At 53.4% G+C, this 16088-nt stretch carries 15 protein-coding genes and 2 tRNA genes; 3 read left to right on the forward strand and 14 right to left on the reverse strand.

Annotated features, from left to right (window positions below):
* Window positions 1-7 precede the first annotated feature (7 nt).
* From LBW89_RS01240 to LBW89_RS01275, 8 genes are all read right to left on the reverse strand, one after another.
* Window positions 8-649 (reverse strand): TraX family protein, encoded by a 642-nt coding sequence (locus LBW89_RS01240; RefSeq protein ID WP_225038263.1) that lies wholly within the window; start codon window positions 647-649, stop codon window positions 8-10.
* A 182-nt stretch (window positions 650-831) separates the two neighbouring features.
* A complete protein-coding gene (gene racE, locus LBW89_RS01245; protein WP_148450467.1) occupies window positions 832-1650 on the reverse strand; it encodes a glutamate racemase in 819 nt (272 codons plus the stop codon).
* Between the two features lie 190 nt (window positions 1651-1840).
* Window positions 1841-2263: a YtxH domain-containing protein gene (locus tag LBW89_RS01250; protein ID WP_148450468.1), complete on the reverse strand. Its 423-nt coding sequence runs from the start codon at window positions 2261-2263 to the stop codon at window positions 1841-1843.
* Between the two features lie 118 nt (window positions 2264-2381).
* Complete coding sequence (locus LBW89_RS01255; protein WP_225038264.1) at window positions 2382-2810, reverse strand: DUF86 domain-containing protein; 429 nt, start codon at window positions 2808-2810, stop codon at window positions 2382-2384.
* A 36-nt stretch (window positions 2811-2846) separates the two neighbouring features.
* Window positions 2847-3134 (reverse strand): Dabb family protein, encoded by a 288-nt coding sequence (locus tag LBW89_RS01260; protein WP_225038265.1) that lies wholly within the window; start codon window positions 3132-3134, stop codon window positions 2847-2849.
* 510 nt (window positions 3135-3644) lie between these two features.
* Window positions 3645-4958, reverse strand: coding sequence for a 6-phospho-beta-glucosidase (locus LBW89_RS01265; RefSeq protein WP_225038266.1), 1314 nt, complete (start codon window positions 4956-4958; stop codon window positions 3645-3647).
* Window positions 4955-5947, reverse strand: coding sequence for an N-acetylglucosamine kinase (locus LBW89_RS01270; RefSeq protein WP_225038267.1), 993 nt, complete (start codon window positions 5945-5947; stop codon window positions 4955-4957). The genes LBW89_RS01265 and LBW89_RS01270 overlap by 4 nt, the downstream gene beginning before the upstream one ends.
* Window positions 5948-6027: 80 nt before the next feature.
* Entirely contained in the window at window positions 6028-6912 is an 885-nt protein-coding gene (locus LBW89_RS01275) for an AraC family transcriptional regulator (protein ID WP_225038268.1), read from the reverse strand.
* A 193-nt stretch (window positions 6913-7105) separates the two neighbouring features.
* Between LBW89_RS01275 and LBW89_RS01280 the strand changes: the two genes are divergently transcribed.
* Window positions 7106-7420 carry a hypothetical protein gene (locus LBW89_RS01280; protein WP_148450474.1) on the forward strand — a complete coding sequence of 105 codons (315 nt, stop codon included), beginning with the start codon at window positions 7106-7108 and terminating at the stop codon, window positions 7418-7420.
* A 65-nt stretch (window positions 7421-7485) separates the two neighbouring features.
* Here the strand turns inward: LBW89_RS01280 and LBW89_RS01285 are convergent.
* The 5 genes from LBW89_RS01285 to LBW89_RS01305 all read right to left on the reverse strand — a co-directional run bounded on the left by LBW89_RS01285 (window position 7486) and on the right by LBW89_RS01305 (window position 11463).
* Window positions 7486-7558 (reverse strand) — tRNA-Lys (locus tag LBW89_RS01285).
* Window positions 7559-7566: 8 nt separating this feature from the next.
* Window positions 7567-7641: transfer RNA gene (locus LBW89_RS01290), tRNA-Ala, on the reverse strand.
* Between the two features lie 176 nt (window positions 7642-7817).
* Window positions 7818-9740: a fructose-specific PTS transporter subunit EIIC gene (locus LBW89_RS01295; RefSeq protein WP_148450475.1), complete on the reverse strand. Its 1923-nt coding sequence runs from the start codon at window positions 9738-9740 to the stop codon at window positions 7818-7820.
* A 58-nt stretch (window positions 9741-9798) separates the two neighbouring features.
* Entirely contained in the window at window positions 9799-10713 is a 915-nt protein-coding gene (pfkB, locus tag LBW89_RS01300; RefSeq protein WP_148450476.1) for a 1-phosphofructokinase, read from the reverse strand.
* Between the two features lie 3 nt (window positions 10714-10716).
* Entirely contained in the window at window positions 10717-11463 is a 747-nt protein-coding gene (locus LBW89_RS01305; protein ID WP_148450477.1) for a DeoR/GlpR family DNA-binding transcription regulator, read from the reverse strand.
* Window positions 11464-11668: 205 nt separating this feature from the next.
* On the opposite strand from LBW89_RS01305, the gene fabV reads away from it, so the two are divergent.
* Both fabV and LBW89_RS01315 read left to right on the forward strand, forming a co-directional pair.
* Window positions 11669-12859, forward strand: a complete 1191-nt coding sequence (gene fabV, locus LBW89_RS01310; protein WP_225038269.1) for an enoyl-ACP reductase FabV — start codon at window positions 11669-11671, stop codon at window positions 12857-12859.
* Between the two features lie 172 nt (window positions 12860-13031).
* Window positions 13032-15089 (forward strand): HelD family protein, encoded by a 2058-nt coding sequence (locus LBW89_RS01315; RefSeq protein ID WP_225038270.1) that lies wholly within the window; start codon window positions 13032-13034, stop codon window positions 15087-15089.
* Window position 15090: 1 nt separating this feature from the next.
* Here LBW89_RS01315 and LBW89_RS01320 read toward each other — a convergent pair whose 3' ends face one another.
* Window positions 15091-16083, reverse strand: a complete 993-nt coding sequence (locus LBW89_RS01320; RefSeq protein ID WP_225038271.1) for a helix-turn-helix transcriptional regulator — start codon at window positions 16081-16083, stop codon at window positions 15091-15093.
* Window positions 16084-16088 lie beyond the last annotated feature (5 nt).

Raw genomic sequence — 16088 nt, forward strand, 5'->3', positions numbered from 1 at the left:
CTAAAATTCATTCCCCCGCGCCCAGTCTTACGACGTAAACGACAAGGGTAAGAACGAACAGATGCGCCGGATAAAACGACCTCCAGACCCAAGCGGGCACCCGCATGGACTCCAAATGTTTCCATAAGCCCGGACCATAGGCGATCACCAAGGTAGGCAGAATGCTGATCATCTGGATGGTCCACCCGTAGGAGAATAAATAAACGCAATTCAACAACAAATGCATCAGCAGCATCCCGGTGGATTGCGCATATTTGAATATAAGCACGAGAAGCAGTCCATATGCCCCATAATCAAACGGCAAAACCTCCATAAAGACGGCGAAACCCGAAATGATCAGCACCGAAAGGACTCCGGGCCGGGTGTGATCCAGAATTTTCAGCACCAGGATGGCCACCAGCAGAGTGACCACGACATTCAGCCCCGCATCGTTCAGCACGAGCTGGTACGGAATTTGGGAAATCACGGCAATCAGCAGCAAACGGGTGGCATATCTTTTGAAATTGGAGGTGTGCGCGTATCCTTGGACCAGCGCGTAAGCGTAAAGGGGAAAAGCGATTCGGCCGATCACCCTCCAGATCACCTCGCCAGGAAAAAACAGCAGCCCGATGTGGTCGATCAGCATCGTAATCATGGCAATGAGTTGCATAAAGTTGCTCCTTTTTCACATAATATATGATTTCCCTTAACCTCTATTTTACTTTACACAAAATACGGGCAGGAAATGCTTGCTATGCATATAATTAACCACGATTTTGCGTCACAGGCGTATTTTTGCGAGGGGAGAACAGCAAAAAACCTTTGGCACCAAGTCCAAAGGTTCTGCGGTTATCAGGACGGGTTGGATACCTGCCAGACAATCGGAGTGAGCTCAATCTGTCTGCCGAGCCACTGCAGCGCAATGCTCCGGAACAGCTCCGGGTCACCGCTGCAAAAAAATTGGTGCACAGGGATTTCGCTGCCTCTCGCGAGCCTTCCCTTTTGATGAAGCACCGTGCTGATCTCCCGGGCGGTTTCATCCGCGGAGCTGATCAGTTTCACCGCAGGGCCCATCACCCGGGTCATCGTTTTAGTCAGAAAAGGATAATGAGTGCAACCGAGGATTAAACAATCGATTGGATACTGCCGAATTTCACGGAGTGCCTCTTCCACTACCTGCAGGGCCTCCGGCATTTCATAACGCCCCTGCTCCACCAAGGGAACGAGCGTAGGACAAGCTTCGCTGACGATTTCTATCGCCGGATTCAGCTCCTTTAGCGCCGCGGTATAGGCCCCGCTGCGGATCGTGCCGATCGTCCCGATCACGCCGATCTTTCCGGTCTTCGTGGCGCTAATGGCCGCGCGGGCTCCCGGATGGATCACGCCGAGCACGGGGACGGCGACCTTGGATTGGATATAGTCCAGAGCCGCGGCTGTAGCGGTATTGCACGCGATAACGATCATTTTCGGATCGAATTGAACCAGGAATCGAACGATTTGTTCCGTAAAGAGGCGAACCTCTTCGGAGGATCGGGGGCCGTAGGGAGCTCGCGCGGTATCCCCGAAATAAATGATTTTCTCCCGGGGAAGCTGTCTCATGACTTCCTTAACGACGGTAAGGCCTCCCACACCGGAGTCCAGTATTGCGATGGCTTGCTGCTGCACGAACATACCGCTTCCTTTAGACTAGTTATTTTAATTTCGTTTCTCTTTCTACTTTATGTATTCGGGTCATAAAGCGTACCTAAATCTTAACTCAATTTATGCGGAGGGACAACTGAGCAGGAGGCTTCCATTATTATCCGGAGGACGGAAAAAAGACCCTTTCGGGTCTTCATCCTGACCGGCGGTCCGGCCGGTATTATGAATTCTGTTCCGTCTCGCCTACGGCAGCGTTCTGATCGCGAGAGACTTCACTATCGGCCTGTTCCTTTTCCTCGGCCACACCGATCAACGCCGTCTCCTCCGGCGCCTCGTTTTCTTCGATGGACAATACGCGTACTTCCTTCTCTTCCAAGGTTTCCTTCTCCTTGGCGGCGCGCCAAGCCTGGAATTCGCTTACGAGGCCGCCGGCCGTTTCCTTCACACGGCTGGCCAGTTCGGCGCTTTGCTCGCCGACTTTCTCGGCCACCTGCTGCGTCTTCTCCCCAACCTGACGCGCTCCGTCGGCGATATCCTTGCGCAGTTCCCGTCCCGGCTTCGGAGCGAACAACAATGCCGTTACCGAGCCGACGACCGCGCCGATCGCGGCTCCCCAAATCCAACCCTTCGCGTTTTTACTCACGTTACATCTCTCCTTATCCGGCCTTACCCTAACCGGGCGAATGCCTATATCGATAGTTCATTATAAGCGGGAGGGGTTCGTCCTGCCACTGCGCGGGAGAAAAAATCGGTTCGCCTCTCTAGGACGGAATGTTCTCCTTGTCCAGATAGGAGCGGACATTTCCCGCGAATTCCTCCATGGCTGGCGGGAGTTTCCGGGCAAGCGCCTGTCCGGCGCTCCGGTCCCATTCGAAATACTCCTGCACGAGCGGTTTGCGCAATCGCACCAGTTCGGTTAACAACTCGAACAGATGCTGACCGATCACTTTTTCATCGCGCATTATATCTATAATGTCCTCATAGCTGCTGGCATCACGCATAATAAATCCGTCAATCAGATAGCTTCCTACATCGGTTACGATCTCGATTGCCAAATGAAGCGCCCGTTCCTCCGCATACCGAAGAAGAAGCGGATTGTCCTCGGCGGAGCTGGCCGCCGCAAAAACTTGCTCCAGCTCGGGAAGCACGTTCAGCCTGCGTTCGATTTGTTCCCGGTTCACATAATACAAGGGGCTTCCTCCTTTTGGGCCGTCAGGCGCGCCGCTTTAAAATTCGAAATCCACCGCAACCTGGCTTTCCCGGACCTGCGTCATATGTTCGATCACTTTTTGATGCTCGGGATGAACCTGATAACCTTCCAAATCCTCCAGCGAATCGAAGGTGGCTACCAAAGCAATGTCATAGGATCGGGGCGATTTCACCACATCGATCCCTACCTCCAGGTCGCGAAGCTGCTCCACCTTGCCTTCGAGTCCGCGAAGCACCCCGGCGGTCGTTTCGATACTTGCCGGAGACGAATCTTTCAGTTTAAACAATACGATATGCTTGATCACTTGCCCACTCTCCCTCGGTCGTCGTCACGGCTGTCTTGAGAACCGTGCATGTCCTTGCTCACTAAACAAAATATAACATAAAGCGCAGCGCCAAAACAGCCCGGCGCCTTCTCTCGGGCACCGGGCGTTTATGGGCATTAATGCTTCATCAGCCATCACAGTAGGAGAAAATGAGCATTCTCCGCTCTGGTACTGTCTATGTTAGATTCTTACTTCGGCGTAGCGGGCTGAATCCGGCGACCAAGAGCCTGCCATTTCCCCGGTCGCCCACGGCAATAGCGGCGTTTTAGGCCGTTATTTCGACCCAATTTTCGTTTTCGAGAAAAATAACGGCCAAAAAGGACCTTATTTCTCTGGTGCGGGTCCAAAAATCAGGTTTCGGCCCGCTTTTCCCTAAAATAAGGCCGCAAAAGACCGCTATTTCTCACCGAAGGGACGATTTCGACAAAATAGCGGCGTAAATGGCCTTTATTTTACCTACTCGGTCGTCAAAGGGTACCGGGCTGCCTTTTAAACATAAAAGTTCGGCAAATAACTGCGATGCGCTTCCAGCATTTCATCCAGCAGCAGCTTTGCCGTCGAAACCGACGGGACCAACGGATGATGAACCATCGCCTGCAGCGCGAGTCCGCGATCCCCGCTGACCGCGGCGTCGATCGCCAGGCTTTCGTACGTCTTTACCGCGTGAAGCAGTCCCTTGATATGCTGCGGCACATGCCGGGGAGCCAGCGGAATCGGGCCGCCGGCGGTGACGACGCAATTGATTTCGATGCTGGCGTCCTCCGGAAGGAAATCATAAATCCCGCCGTTGGGTACATTCAAGGTTTGAATGTCGTTCCGTCCCGTATAGAGCGACTGCATTAAATGGACGGCCGCTTCGGAGTAATAAGCTCCGCCGCGCTGTTCCAATTGCTTCGGTTTCTCCTCCAGCGATTCGTCGGCATACAATTCAAACAGCTCTTTCTCCACCCGGCTGACGACCTCGGCCCGGGTCCCGTCTTTTTCCAAGGAGGCGATTTGTTCGTTCAGCATTTCAGTCGTCATGTAATAATACTTCAAATAGTAGGTCGGGATCGCGGAGAGCGACTGCAGAAACTGCGGGTCCCATCCGAGGGTGGGAACGTTTCTCGCCGAGTACTCCTTCTTCCCTCTAAGAAGCTCCGGCAGCACCTCTTTCCCGTCGACCAGCGCGGAGGTCACCCAATGCAGATGGTTTATTCCGACAAATTCGGGCAATACCCGGCTTTCCGGCGTACCGAACGCCTCGGCAAGAAACTTCTTGAAGTTGATCGGTGAGTTGCACAGTCCGACGGTTTTTACGCGGGAGTATTTCGTTACCGCTTCCGTCACCATCCCCGCCGGATTGGTGAAATTCAGCATCCAGGCTTGGGGAGCCAGCTCTTCGATATCCCGGCAAATCTCAAGAATGACCGGAATCGTCCGCAGCGCCTTGAACATCCCTCCGGGACCGGTCGTTTCCTGCCCGATTACACCGTGCCGCAGGGGGATATGCTCATCCAGCTTTCGGGCTTCCAGCAGACCCACGCGCATTTGCGTGGTGACGAAGTCCGCTCCCTGAATCGCGGCTCTGCGGTCCAAAGTCAAATGGACTTCGATGGGAAGTCCCGACTTTTTCACCATCCGCTTAGCGAGATTCCCCACGATTTCCAGCTTGTGCTTCCCCTGTTCGATATCCACCAGCCAAAGCTCCGATACCGGCATTTCATCGTACCCTTGGATCAGTCCTTCCACCAGTTCGGGGGTATACGACGATCCGCCTCCGATCACCGCGATTTTCACGTGCTTCCGGTTTTGTTCCTTCATTGATTCACCACTCCCTTTTTATCGGCAAAAGTTATTTTCTCAAGCTGTTTTAGCATCTCGGGACCGGCTACGAAACCCGCCCGATCCATGGCGCTCAGTACGGCGCCGGCGACCGGTTCCATCGTAATCCGCGTAACCCGGGTCCGAGGCGCGGTCAGACGCACGGTTTCCGCCAGGGCGTCCTGCATGAGGCTGGTGGTGCTTTTGGCCAAAACGCTGCCCCCGAGCACGACATCAAACGTTTCGTTCTCCATTCCGAGCCTGCGGATCAATACAGACGCCGCGTTGCCCAATTCATGTCCTTGTTCGGTGAGGTGTGCCGAAGCAACCTCATCCCCTTGAGCGGCCGCCTCAAACACTAGTTGCGCCAAATGTAAGGGCGGGACGTAGCCGTTGTCCAAAGCGGCGTCCCTCATCTCCGGTACGCCGGGAAACCCGGTCGCCCGTAGCACGAGATCTTGAAGCAGCGTCGGTTTGCCCCGTCCGTCCCAAGCCCGGATCGCCGAGCGAAAAGCGAAATTGGCCAAGTCCCTTCCGGACGCTTGGCCGTCGCCGAACAAATAGCCAAAACCGCCGTATTGCAGTTCTTCCCCCGCCCGGTTCCGGGCGGCCGCGTTAAATCCGGTTCCGCAGATGACCACCGCTCCGAAGGGCCGGTCCGTTCCCGCCCGCATGGCGATCATCGTATCGCAGGCGATCGACCAGCGGGGGAACCCGAGCCTTGCGATCATGGGCCGCAGCACCCGAAAATCCGGTTCACGATCCGCTCCGGCAAGACCAAAGAAAGCGTGATCGACCGCCGAGGGGGAGAGTTTCGACTCCGCTAAAGCTTGCAAACAAGCTGAGGCGATATTTTGCTCCGCTTCCGACGCATGAATCTGATGGTTTCCGTTGCCGGCTATTCCCCGCCCGAGTACATTTCCCTTATCGTCCACAATCAGGCAGAACGTTTTGCTCCCGCCGGCATCCACGCCCAAAAAATACCCCATACGCATCTCTCCTTCTCCTCCAGCATACAAAACAGGACTATCGTATTTCCTCTGCAATAGTCCTGTTTTCTGATACAATCTTACTGTTTTTCTTCACCTAACAGCCGTTTTTTCAAGGTGCTCGGCGGCATCCCGATATGATGCAGAAACAAGCGGTTAAAGTTCGACAGATTGCGGAACCCGCTGGCTTCCGCAATCTCCAGGATGCTGAGGTCTCCCTGTTCCAAAAGGCTTACGGCGTAATCCAGCCGCAGTTGAACCAGATAGTTCATCGGCGACGTTCCCGCCATTTGACTGAACAAGGCGCTGAATCGCGAAGGGCTTAAATGGACGAGCTCCGCCAACTCTTTCAGCGTCCAGGGCCGGGCCAGCTCGGCGTCCATCATCCGGATCACCTGGCGGATCTGGTCCAGGTGCTTGGCCTTCGTGCGCCGCGAATCTCCGGGATTCAAGCGACACTTCCGGTTCACCTCGGCCAGAAACAGCAGCAAATGCCCGCGGATGACCGAAGCATGGGAGGGGGAAGCGCTGCTATACTCCAGCATCATGGTTTCGATATAACCGCGGAGCGTCGGGCTCGCGGGATGGGTATGCGATATATGATTGGAGAAGCACACTCCCGTTTGCCGAAACGGCTGCATAATATCCGGATCATACCTCTGTTCGGGGGCTAAGAGCGTCGGATCGAACATGACGATCACCATTTCCAGATTCTTGCCCTCAAAAGCCCGATGCAAATCGTGGGAGTCAATCAGAAAGAGATCGCCCCGTTCGAATTGAAATTCTTGACCGTTGATCAAATAAATACCGCTTCCGCCGGCGATCCAGTTGATTTCAAGTGCCCTGTGCCAATGAAGCCGCTGAAACGAAGGCGTTACCCCGGTGGAGCTGGAGATCGTCAGCGGAAAATGTACCGGCAGCGAGATATGATCCGGCTGGATCGGTGCAACTGTGGAGCGGTTCATTTCTGAGTTCCCCCTCATGGAAATCATACGTAGACCTCTTTTCCCTCATTGAACCACAAAACCCCAATCCTGTACAACCGCGCTTTCGGTCCATACCCTATCAAACTATCAAACATATTCTATAGTAACTCCCGGGGGAAATCATAGATTCCCGGGGAGCCGACATCCCTACCGGAAAGTGAGGTGAAATGCCATGAGTCTGCTGCGATTTTTACTGTATTCTCCGATGCGCCGGCGTATTCGCATCCTTCAAGCCAGGCTGGAGTTGTTGTCCGACCGGCTCGACCGGATGGAAAAGCGCTTGGAAGAAAGCAGGTTTCCGGACCCGGATACCCGCGAGAAGCTGAGGGCCGCGTTGGGTAAAACCTTGACCCTTCAAATCGACTCCTCCTTGATTCGGGGGACCTTGGTGTCCGTCCAGTACCATTCGCTCGAATTGCAGGATGAAACCGGACAAAGGATCACGGTTCCCGTATCCCGGATTACGGCCGTCACTTTCGACGATTGAACGTTTCACTCTGTGCAAAAAAGAAATACCCCCTCGGAAACGAGGGGGTATTTCTCAATAAAGGATGGACTCTCAGGGACTCGAACCCTGGACCAATTGATTAAGAGTCAACTGCTCTACCAACTGAGCTAAGAGTCCGCGATATATGGTGGAGCGTAGGGGGGTCGAACCCCTGACCTCTTCGCTGCCAGCGAAGCGTTCTCCCACTGAACTAACGCCCCATATCATTAGCGAACGAAATATAATATACCATGGGGCAGAATAGTTGTCAACTATAAAAACAAAAAAAGTTAGTTAGCATTGGTCTTTCAAGAATTCCAAGGCGGATTAAAAAAGGGATGTCCCCGCCAAATATGTGGCGCCGGGGACATCCCTTTTCGTACAATATTGAATCCGTTTAGCCTTGTGGCTCCGCATTTTTCTTCCAAACGCCGAGCACAAAACCCGAAACAACGGCTCCGATGACTACCGCGAGCATAAACAGCAAGGCGTGGTTGGCCAGCGCGGCTACAAAGATCCCGCCGTGCGGCGCAGGCACGTTGATTTTCCATAGTTGAGTCAATCCGCCCGCCACCGCGGAGCCCAGAATACAGGATGTCAGGACACGCAGCGGATCGGAAGCGGCGAACGGAATGGCTCCCTCGGTAATAAAGGATAGGCCCAGAATGTAGTTGGTAAGGCCCGATTTGCGTTCTTGCTCCGTAAATTTACGTTTAAAGAACGTCGTGGCCAACGCGATCGCCAGCGGCGGTACCATCCCGCCCGCCATTACGGCGGCCATCATTGCTCCATTCGTATTGCCGCTGGAGGTAAACACCCCGATGGCGAAGGCATACGCCGCCTTATTGAACGGACCGCCCATGTCGATCGACATCATGCCGCCGAGGATGATACCAAGGATCACCATGTTCCCCGTGCCCAGATTGTTCAATACATTGATCAAGCCTTCATTCATCCAGCTGAAAATCGGATCAACCACATAGAACATCACCGTCCCGGCGATCAACAGGCCGAATATCGGATAAAGCAGAATCGGCTTCAAGCCTTCCAAAGTTTTCGGCAAGCCCGCAAACACTTTGCGCAGCAAAATGACGACATAGCCCGCCAGGAAACCGGCCGCAAGACCGCCAAGGAAGCCCGCGTTCGAGTTGACGGCCATCAACCCGCCGACCATCCCCGGCATCAGAGCGGGGCGGTCACCGATACTCATAGCGATGAATCCGGCGAGAATCGGAATCAGGAAATGGAACGCACCGTTCCCCCCGCCGATCGTCTGCAGCAGTTGAAACAGCGGACTGCTCTCGCCGGCCACTTGTTCGATCAGAAAGGAGATGGCGAGCAGGATCCCGCCGCCGACGACAAACGGCAGCATGTGGGATATCCCGTTCATCAGGTTCTTATAGATGCCGCTGCCGATTCCGGTCTTCTCGCCTTTCTCCGTTACGGCTCCGCCGCCCGCGCTGCGATAAATCGGCGCGTCGCCGTTCAGCGCCTTCCGGATCAGTTCCTCGGGCTTGCGGATTCCGTCACTGACCGGACGCTGCAGCACCGGCTTCCCGTCAAAACGGGCCATCTCGACGTTCTTGTCCGCGGCGATAATCACGCCTTTCGCCCGGCGGATTTCATCCGGGGTCAGCACATTGCCCGCTCCCTCGGAGCCGTTCGTTTCGACCCGGATGCTGACGCCCATCTCCTTGGCTTTCTTCTTCAGGGCATCCTCGGCCATAAACGTATGGGCGATTCCCGTCGGGCATGCGGTTACCGCGATCACAAACGCTTCCTCGTCCGCTGGCGCGTCAGCGGCGGCATTCTTAGGCGCCTGGGCTGTTGCCTGCGCCTCCGCCGGCTTCTTCGCTTCCTCCTCGTTCGCCTGCTTGGCATCGAACAAAGCCGCGACTTCTTCCGGCGTTTTTGTTTCTTTCAGCTTATCGATAAAATCGCTGTCGATCAGCAGCCGCGAGAGCGCGGCCAGCGTGCGCAGATGGGTGCTTCCGGCTCCTTCCGGGGCGGCGATCATGAAGAACAAGTATGCCGGCTCGCCGTCCAAGGCTTCGAAATCCACACCTTTAGCGCTTTTCGCAAACACGACGGTCGGTTGGTTGACCGCTTTCGTCTTGGCATGGGGCATGGCAATGCCGCCGCCGATCCCTGTGCTGGACTCGCCTTCACGCTTCAGGATCGCTTGTTTGAATTCCACCGGATCGTTGATCCGTCCGTTCTTGGCCAAGCTGGCGATCAGCTCATCGATGGCCGCTTCCTTCGTGGTCGCCGCCAGGTCCATGATCATCGCTTCTTTGATCATCAGGTCCGTAATTCTCATTTTGCTCACTCTCCTGTTTAATGTCTTCCCAATAAGATCACGATCTTACGACCACTGCTTACGACCACTGCGAAATTGCGACCTGGCCTTTCAGTTGCTCGATCTTCTCTCCCGTCGCCAAATCGTCGGAGAACGCCGTGGCGCTCCCCGAAGCGACTCCGGTACGAAACGCTTCCAGCAGATCTCCGCCTTGGGCCAGCGTCCCCACAAACCCGGCGATCATGGAATCCCCGGCACCTACCGAATTCCGGACGGTTCCGGACGGAACGTTCGCGTGATAGACCTTGTCTCCGGCGATCAGGAAGGCCCCTTCTCCAGCCATGGAGATCAGCACGTGCTGCGCTCCTTTCTCGAGCAGTTTCCGACCGTAAGTGATGATATCTTCCTTCGATTCCAAAGTCACTCCGAACAATTCCGCCAATTCATGATGATTGGGCTTAATCAGCAAAGGACGATGTTCCAGCGCTCTAAGCAGAGCCTCCCCGGTCGTATCGATGACAAACCGGGCTCCGGTTTGCTCGCAGACCGCAATCAGCCGTTCATAAAAACCGGCACCGAGCGAAGGGGGAACGCTCCCCGACAAGACGACGATATCTTCGCCGTTCAGCGTCGAAAGCTTGTGCAGCAGCGCGGCGGATTCATCCGGTCCGATCTTGGGTCCCAGGCCGTTGATTTCCGTTTCCTCACCATGCTTCAGTTTGATGTTAATTCGGGTATCTCCCGAAATTTGCACAAAATCGGTACGTACGGACTCTTTATTCAAAAATTGTTCGATAAAACTGCCCGTAAAGCCGCCAAGAAACCCGAGTGCGGTATTCTCCGCGCCGAGTCTGCTCAATATCCGGGATACGTTAATCCCTTTCCCGCCGGGAAGCTTCAGATCTCTTTCCATCCGGTTCAAAGTTCCCAGCTTTAAATCTTGAACCTCTACCACATAATCAATAGAAGGGTTTAATGTCACAGTATAAATCATATGTTATCCCTCGATTATTTTAGTTTTTCGCCCGATCGGATCTTTCCAAGGCTGAGGCACCGCTTCAGTGATTAATACGGCTTCCTCCAGATCGAACAGTTTGGCGAATGTGATTTCACCGAATTTACTGGAATCGGCAAGGACATAGCTGCTGCCGGATAACTCGTGGGCCCGCCTCTTGATCAGCGCTTCTTCCGGGTCAGGAGTAGTATATCCCATCTTGGGGTCCACCCCATTCGCTCCCAAAAAACATTTGTCAAACCTGAAATTGTCCATGTTCTGGAGCGCGATGCTGCCTATTACGGCTTTGGTATGCATCTTCATCATCCCGCCGAGCAGATAGCTCCGTATATTTTTGGCTACCAGCGCCTCGACATGGGACAGTCCGTTGGTGACAACGGTAATATCCCGCGCTTCAATGTAGGGGATCATGGTTAATGTCGTAGTACCTGCATCCAGATAAATGCATTCTCCGTCATTAAGCTGCTTGGCGGCCAAGCGAGCAATGACTTGCTTTTCTTGAACGTTTTTGAGTGTTTTCTCTTCCATTCCCGGTTCGAGGTTTTTTTGCCCCGGCAGGGCGGCTCCTCCGTGAATGCGCTTTAACAGTTTTCGTTCCTCAAGATCGACAAGATCCCGCCTGACGGTAGATTCCGAGGCACCCAACAGCTCGGTTAACTCTTGGAGCCTCACGACGCCACGTTCTTGTAAGCGCTGTAAAATTACTCCGTATCTCTCTTCTGTCAGCATAATCAAAACCTCCATCTGCTCCTATAGTACCATAAAATCATTAAAAAACAACCAAAATATTTCATAATCATTCAATTTCGTTCAATCTAGTCGTACTTTGTGACCAAACTTTTGCAAATTCAAAATTACAGGTACAATAGTGAAGATCAATCAAATTTAAAATAGGCTATAGTTTAGTTTTTGAAGAAAGGAACGAACCGATTCTATGATCATTAAACCTAGAACCCGCGGCTTTATTTGCACTACGGCCCATCCGGAAGGATGCGCTCGCCAGGTAGAGCAGCAAATTGACTATGTAAAGAAACACCCGGCGATTCACGGTCCCAAAAATGTGCTTGTCATTGGCGCATCCACCGGGTACGGGCTTGCTTCCCGCATCGTCGCCGCCTTCGGAGCGGGAGCCAATACCGTTGGAGTTTACCGTCCGAGCGCGGCCAGCGCCACAAGAACCGCTTCCGCCGGCTGGTACAATTCGGCCGCTTTTGAGAAAGCCGCCGTCGAAGCCGGACTGAAGTCCTTCAGCGTGACCGGAGACGCCTTTTCCGCGGAAACCAAACGGAAAACGGCCGACCTGATCCGCAGCGAACTGGGGCAGGTCGACCTGGTCGTTTATAGTGTGGCGACAGCCCGCCGGACTCATCCCGAAACCGGTGAGACACATACTTCCGTGCTGAAACCGATCGGTCGTTCTTATACCAACAAAACCGTGAACTTTCATACCGGCGAAGTCAGCACCGTTACGCTTGAGCCGGCCAGCGAACAGGAAATCGCCGATACGGTAACCGTCATGGGCGGTGATGACTGGAAGCTGTGGATCGATGCCCTGGAACAAGCCGGTGCGTTGGCGGAACATGCCGTGACGGTCGCTTACTCCTATATCGGCTCCAACATCACGCAGCCGATCTACCGGGAAGGAACGATCGGCCGGGCCAAGGATCATCTGGAACAGACGGCCAGAGACCTTTCGGACCGCCTCTCGAAAGGCGGAGGCCGGGCTTACGTTACGGTCAGCAAGGCGCTGGTCACCCAATCCAGCTCCGCGATTCCGGTTGTCCCGCTTTATATGTCCGCGCTTTATAAGACCATGAAGGAAAAAGGCATTCATGAGGGAACCATCGAGCAGATGTACCGTTTGTTTGCCGACCGACTATACGTGAGCGGTGAAACCCCGGTAGACGCGGAAGGTCGAATTCGGATCGACGACTGGGAAATGCGAGACGATGTGCAAGCCGAAGTGGCGAAGCTGTGGGATGAACTGGATTCGGAAAATATTTACCGGCTCTCCGATCTGGAGGGATTCCGCCGGGAATTTTTCCAATTGTTCGGCTTTGAAGTGGACGGCGTGGATTATGAGCAAGAGACCGATCCTGTTGTCGAAGTACTCAACGTAAAATAAAGGAAACAACAAAAACGGTTGGAACAAGGCAAAACCTTGGACCAACCGTTATTTTGTATAGGTATTTTTGGAGCCACGTACAAAATATAATATTACAAAGGAAAGTATAAGTCTATACTTTTTTGGCGTTGCTTCTATACTTAGGGGTATTCCGACAAGAGGAGGCAACGGTATGATCAACCGAACCGAAACGCAAGAAAGCATGTTTCTGAAGGAAATAACAAACAAGCTCCGGCAGGCTGTGGAGGAGATAAGTCAACAAGTATCCGTATCCTACAAAGAGATCATTGATGCCAAAAAATATGTATGGTCCAACATCGGTCAACTCGATCCGGCCGAAAGAGCGGCAAACCGGATGGATATCGGCCTCCGGATCGATGCGGGAGAGAAGGCCAAGGACAAGCTGAGAAAGCTGGGCAAGCTGCTGGAGTCCCCTTACTTCGGGAGGGTGGATTTTAAATTGAACGGCGAAGAAGACGACGAACCCTTTTATATTGGAATTCACGCGTTTTCCGAAGAAGAGGATCAAACCAATCTGATTTACGACTGGCGTTCGCCGGTAGCCACGCTTTTTTATGATTTTGAGCGCGGCCCCGCTTACTTCGAGGCGCCGGACGGTAAAGTCGAAGGTCTGATCGCCTTGAAAAGACAGTACAAGATCCGGAACGGAAGTATGGAATATATGATCGAAAGTTCGATGAATATCCATGACGATGTCCTGCAAAAAGAACTTAGCGCCACATCGGATGAAAAAATGAAAAATATCGTCGCGACGATTCAAAAGGAACAGAATGCCGTCATCCGGAACGAAACCTCACACGAGCTGATCATTCAAGGCGTGGCCGGCTCCGGAAAAACTTCGGTGGCCCTCCACCGGATCGCCTTCCTCCTATATAAACAGAAAGGCGTGCTGACTTCCCGCAACATTTTGATTCTGTCTCCCAACAAGGTGTTCTCCGATTACATCTCCAATGTTCTGCCTGAACTCGGAGAGGAAAATATGCTCGAGACCGGAGTCCAGGAACTCGCCTCCGCCGAGTTGGACCGCTATTGCCGCTTCCAAACCTTCGACGAGCAGGTTGTGGACTTGATTCAGCGGGATGATCCGCAAGTCAAAGAGCGCATCGCCTATAAATCCAGAGTCGAATTCGTCGCGGAACTGGACGAGTTTATCGAGTTTTCAGATCTTAACGACTTGGTTGCTGCCGATCTGCAAATACAATCCTTCTTTATTCCCAAGGAACTGATCCGCACGCGCTTCTATGATCTGCGCAGAATGCCGGTGAAAGCAAGATTGGGGAAGGTCGCCGACCTGATTATCGCAGAACTCAAGGGGCCGGACGGTGAAAAACCTTCCGCGTCGGCAGCCCGGAGTATCCGCTCCGCCATTCAAAAAATGTATCGGCATCCCAATCTTCTAACCTTATACAAGGCGTTTTACGCCTACATGGGAAAGCCCGAACTCTTCAAACCCCTGCGCCCCAAAACGATCGAATACAGCGACGTATTTCCGCTGATTTATTTAAAACATTATTATGAAGGCTTAACGCCTTATGAATTCGTGAAGCATTTGGTCGTGGACGAAATGCAGGATTATACGCCGGTTCAGTACGCGGTGCTCTCGATTTTATTTACCTGTAAGAAAACGATTCTTGGCGATGCCGGGCAATCCGTGAATCCGTACTCCTCGACTTCGCTGGAAAAAATCAAGTCCATGCTCCCGGCCGCCGATACCGTCCAATTGAATCAGAGCTACCGTTCCACCTTGGAAATCACCGAATTTGCCCGGACGATCAAAAACAACCCGGACCTCATTCCCGTAAAACGGCACGGCGAGGAACCTCATATAGAGCCATGCGATGGAGATTCCGAAGAAATGGACCGGATTCATCAGCATACCGACAATTTTCTTCGTTCAAAGTACCGCTCATTGGGGATCATCTGTAAGTCGTCGGCTCAAGTCGATCGTGTCTACCGTTATCTGCAAAACCGCGATATTCCCGCCAATAGGCTAGACTTCAACAGCCAGCACTACCACGAAGGTATCGTCGTAACTACCGCACATTTGGCAAAGGGTTTGGAGTTCGATTCCGTTCTCGTCCCCTTTGCCACTCATAACAATTACCGGAACGAGATGGATCAAAGTTTACTGTATATCGCTTGTACCAGAGCTATGCATCAGCTCGCTGTTACGTATGCAGGAACGCCGTCCCGCTTCCTGCCAGCCTAATTCACGGCTGATGTAATGTTTTTGGCAGCCCGCTCGCGGCACGGTAGTGTTCCGCAATGTTCAGGCTTACCTCGATCAGTCTTTCGATGAACCAGTCGGGCTCCAGAATGCGCAGGGCCCTTCCGTATGGGAGAAGGAAGTGTGGTACGTAGGAAACCAACGATTCTTTGCCCAGCCGAAATACCGCCTCTTCTTGATCCCGTTCGACCAGCGCGTGGCCGAATAACCAATGCCGGCACAGTTCGTTCAGGACCTGCTCTTTCCCGGAAACCCGGAGGATCACCAACGATTCGCTCTCGAGGGAGCCGGGAAGGAGACCGGCAAACAGATGCGATTTGGCCGAGAAATGCTCCGGACGCTGAAAATACTGCTCCGTAGTTGTCAGGTCGGTAATTCGGTCTACCCGAAAGCTGCGGATACTCCCGCGAAGGCGACAGTACCCTACCGTATACCAACAGCCCTTCCAATGCACGATTTCATAGGGATCGAACGCTCGAAAAGTAGAGGCTCCACTGCCCTTGGCGTACGTCATTTCAAGCGTTCTGCCTTCCGCCGAGGCTCGTTCCAGCTGCGCCACAAGATTTCTTTCCCGTTCATCCAGTGGAGTCTGAATGACCGACAAGCCTTGATCAGACCGCTTCATTTCGCTAAGCTGCTCTTCATTGGTATACAGCTTCAGTTTGCCCACCGCCCGTTCCAGAGCCTGCGTATAAGGGTAACCCGCTTCCCTGGCGAAAGTGGCGGCATGAATCAGGGCCTTTTGTTCATCCCTGTCAAACATAAGCGGGGAATCCATAAAGCGACCCAGCAATTTGTAGCCGCCTCCCGGACCCGGCTCGGCAATAATCGGCGCGCCGCTGGCGCACAACGAATCAATGCAGCGGTAAACAGTACGGACATGGATCTCCAGCCTGTCGCTGATTTCTTGAGCTGTCATTTTCCGGCCCGAACGGAGAAGCCAGAGAATCGATAACATCTGATCGGCTTTGGACATGCAGC

It is taken from the genome of Paenibacillus sp. alder61 (assembly GCF_020179875.1).
Classification (GTDB): domain Bacteria; phylum Bacillota; class Bacilli; order Paenibacillales; family Paenibacillaceae; genus Fontibacillus; species Fontibacillus faecis.

Bases quoted from the DNA above. Each gene is read 5' to 3' on its own strand.
- racE (WP_148450467.1), bottom strand. From the start codon at position 1,650: ATGTTCGTGCAGCAGCAAGCCATCGCAATACTGGACTCCGGTGTGGGA.
- LBW89_RS01315 (WP_225038270.1), top strand. From the start codon at position 13,032: ATGATCAACCGAACCGAAACGCAAGAAAGCATGTTTCTGAAGGAAATA.
- LBW89_RS01320 (WP_225038271.1), bottom strand. From the start codon at position 16,083: ATGTCCAAAGCCGATCAGATGTTATCGATTCTCTGGCTTCTCCGTTCG.
- LBW89_RS01270 (WP_225038267.1), bottom strand. From the start codon at position 5,947: ATGGGGTATTTTTTGGGCGTGGATGCCGGCGGGAGCAAAACGTTCTGC.
- LBW89_RS01280 (WP_148450474.1), top strand. From the start codon at position 7,106: ATGAGTCTGCTGCGATTTTTACTGTATTCTCCGATGCGCCGGCGTATT.
- LBW89_RS01305 (WP_148450477.1), bottom strand. From the start codon at position 11,463: ATGCTGACAGAAGAGAGATACGGAGTAATTTTACAGCGCTTACAAGAA.
- LBW89_RS01265 (WP_225038266.1), bottom strand. From the start codon at position 4,958: ATGAAGGAACAAAACCGGAAGCACGTGAAAATCGCGGTGATCGGAGGC.
- LBW89_RS01295 (WP_148450475.1), bottom strand. From the start codon at position 9,740: ATGAGAATTACGGACCTGATGATCAAAGAAGCGATGATCATGGACCTG.
- LBW89_RS01240 (WP_225038263.1), bottom strand. From the start codon at position 649: ATGCAACTCATTGCCATGATTACGATGCTGATCGACCACATCGGGCTG.
- pfkB (WP_148450476.1), bottom strand. From the start codon at position 10,713: ATGATTTATACTGTGACATTAAACCCTTCTATTGATTATGTGGTAGAG.
- fabV (WP_225038269.1), top strand. From the start codon at position 11,669: ATGATCATTAAACCTAGAACCCGCGGCTTTATTTGCACTACGGCCCAT.
- LBW89_RS01275 (WP_225038268.1), bottom strand. From the start codon at position 6,912: ATGAACCGCTCCACAGTTGCACCGATCCAGCCGGATCATATCTCGCTG.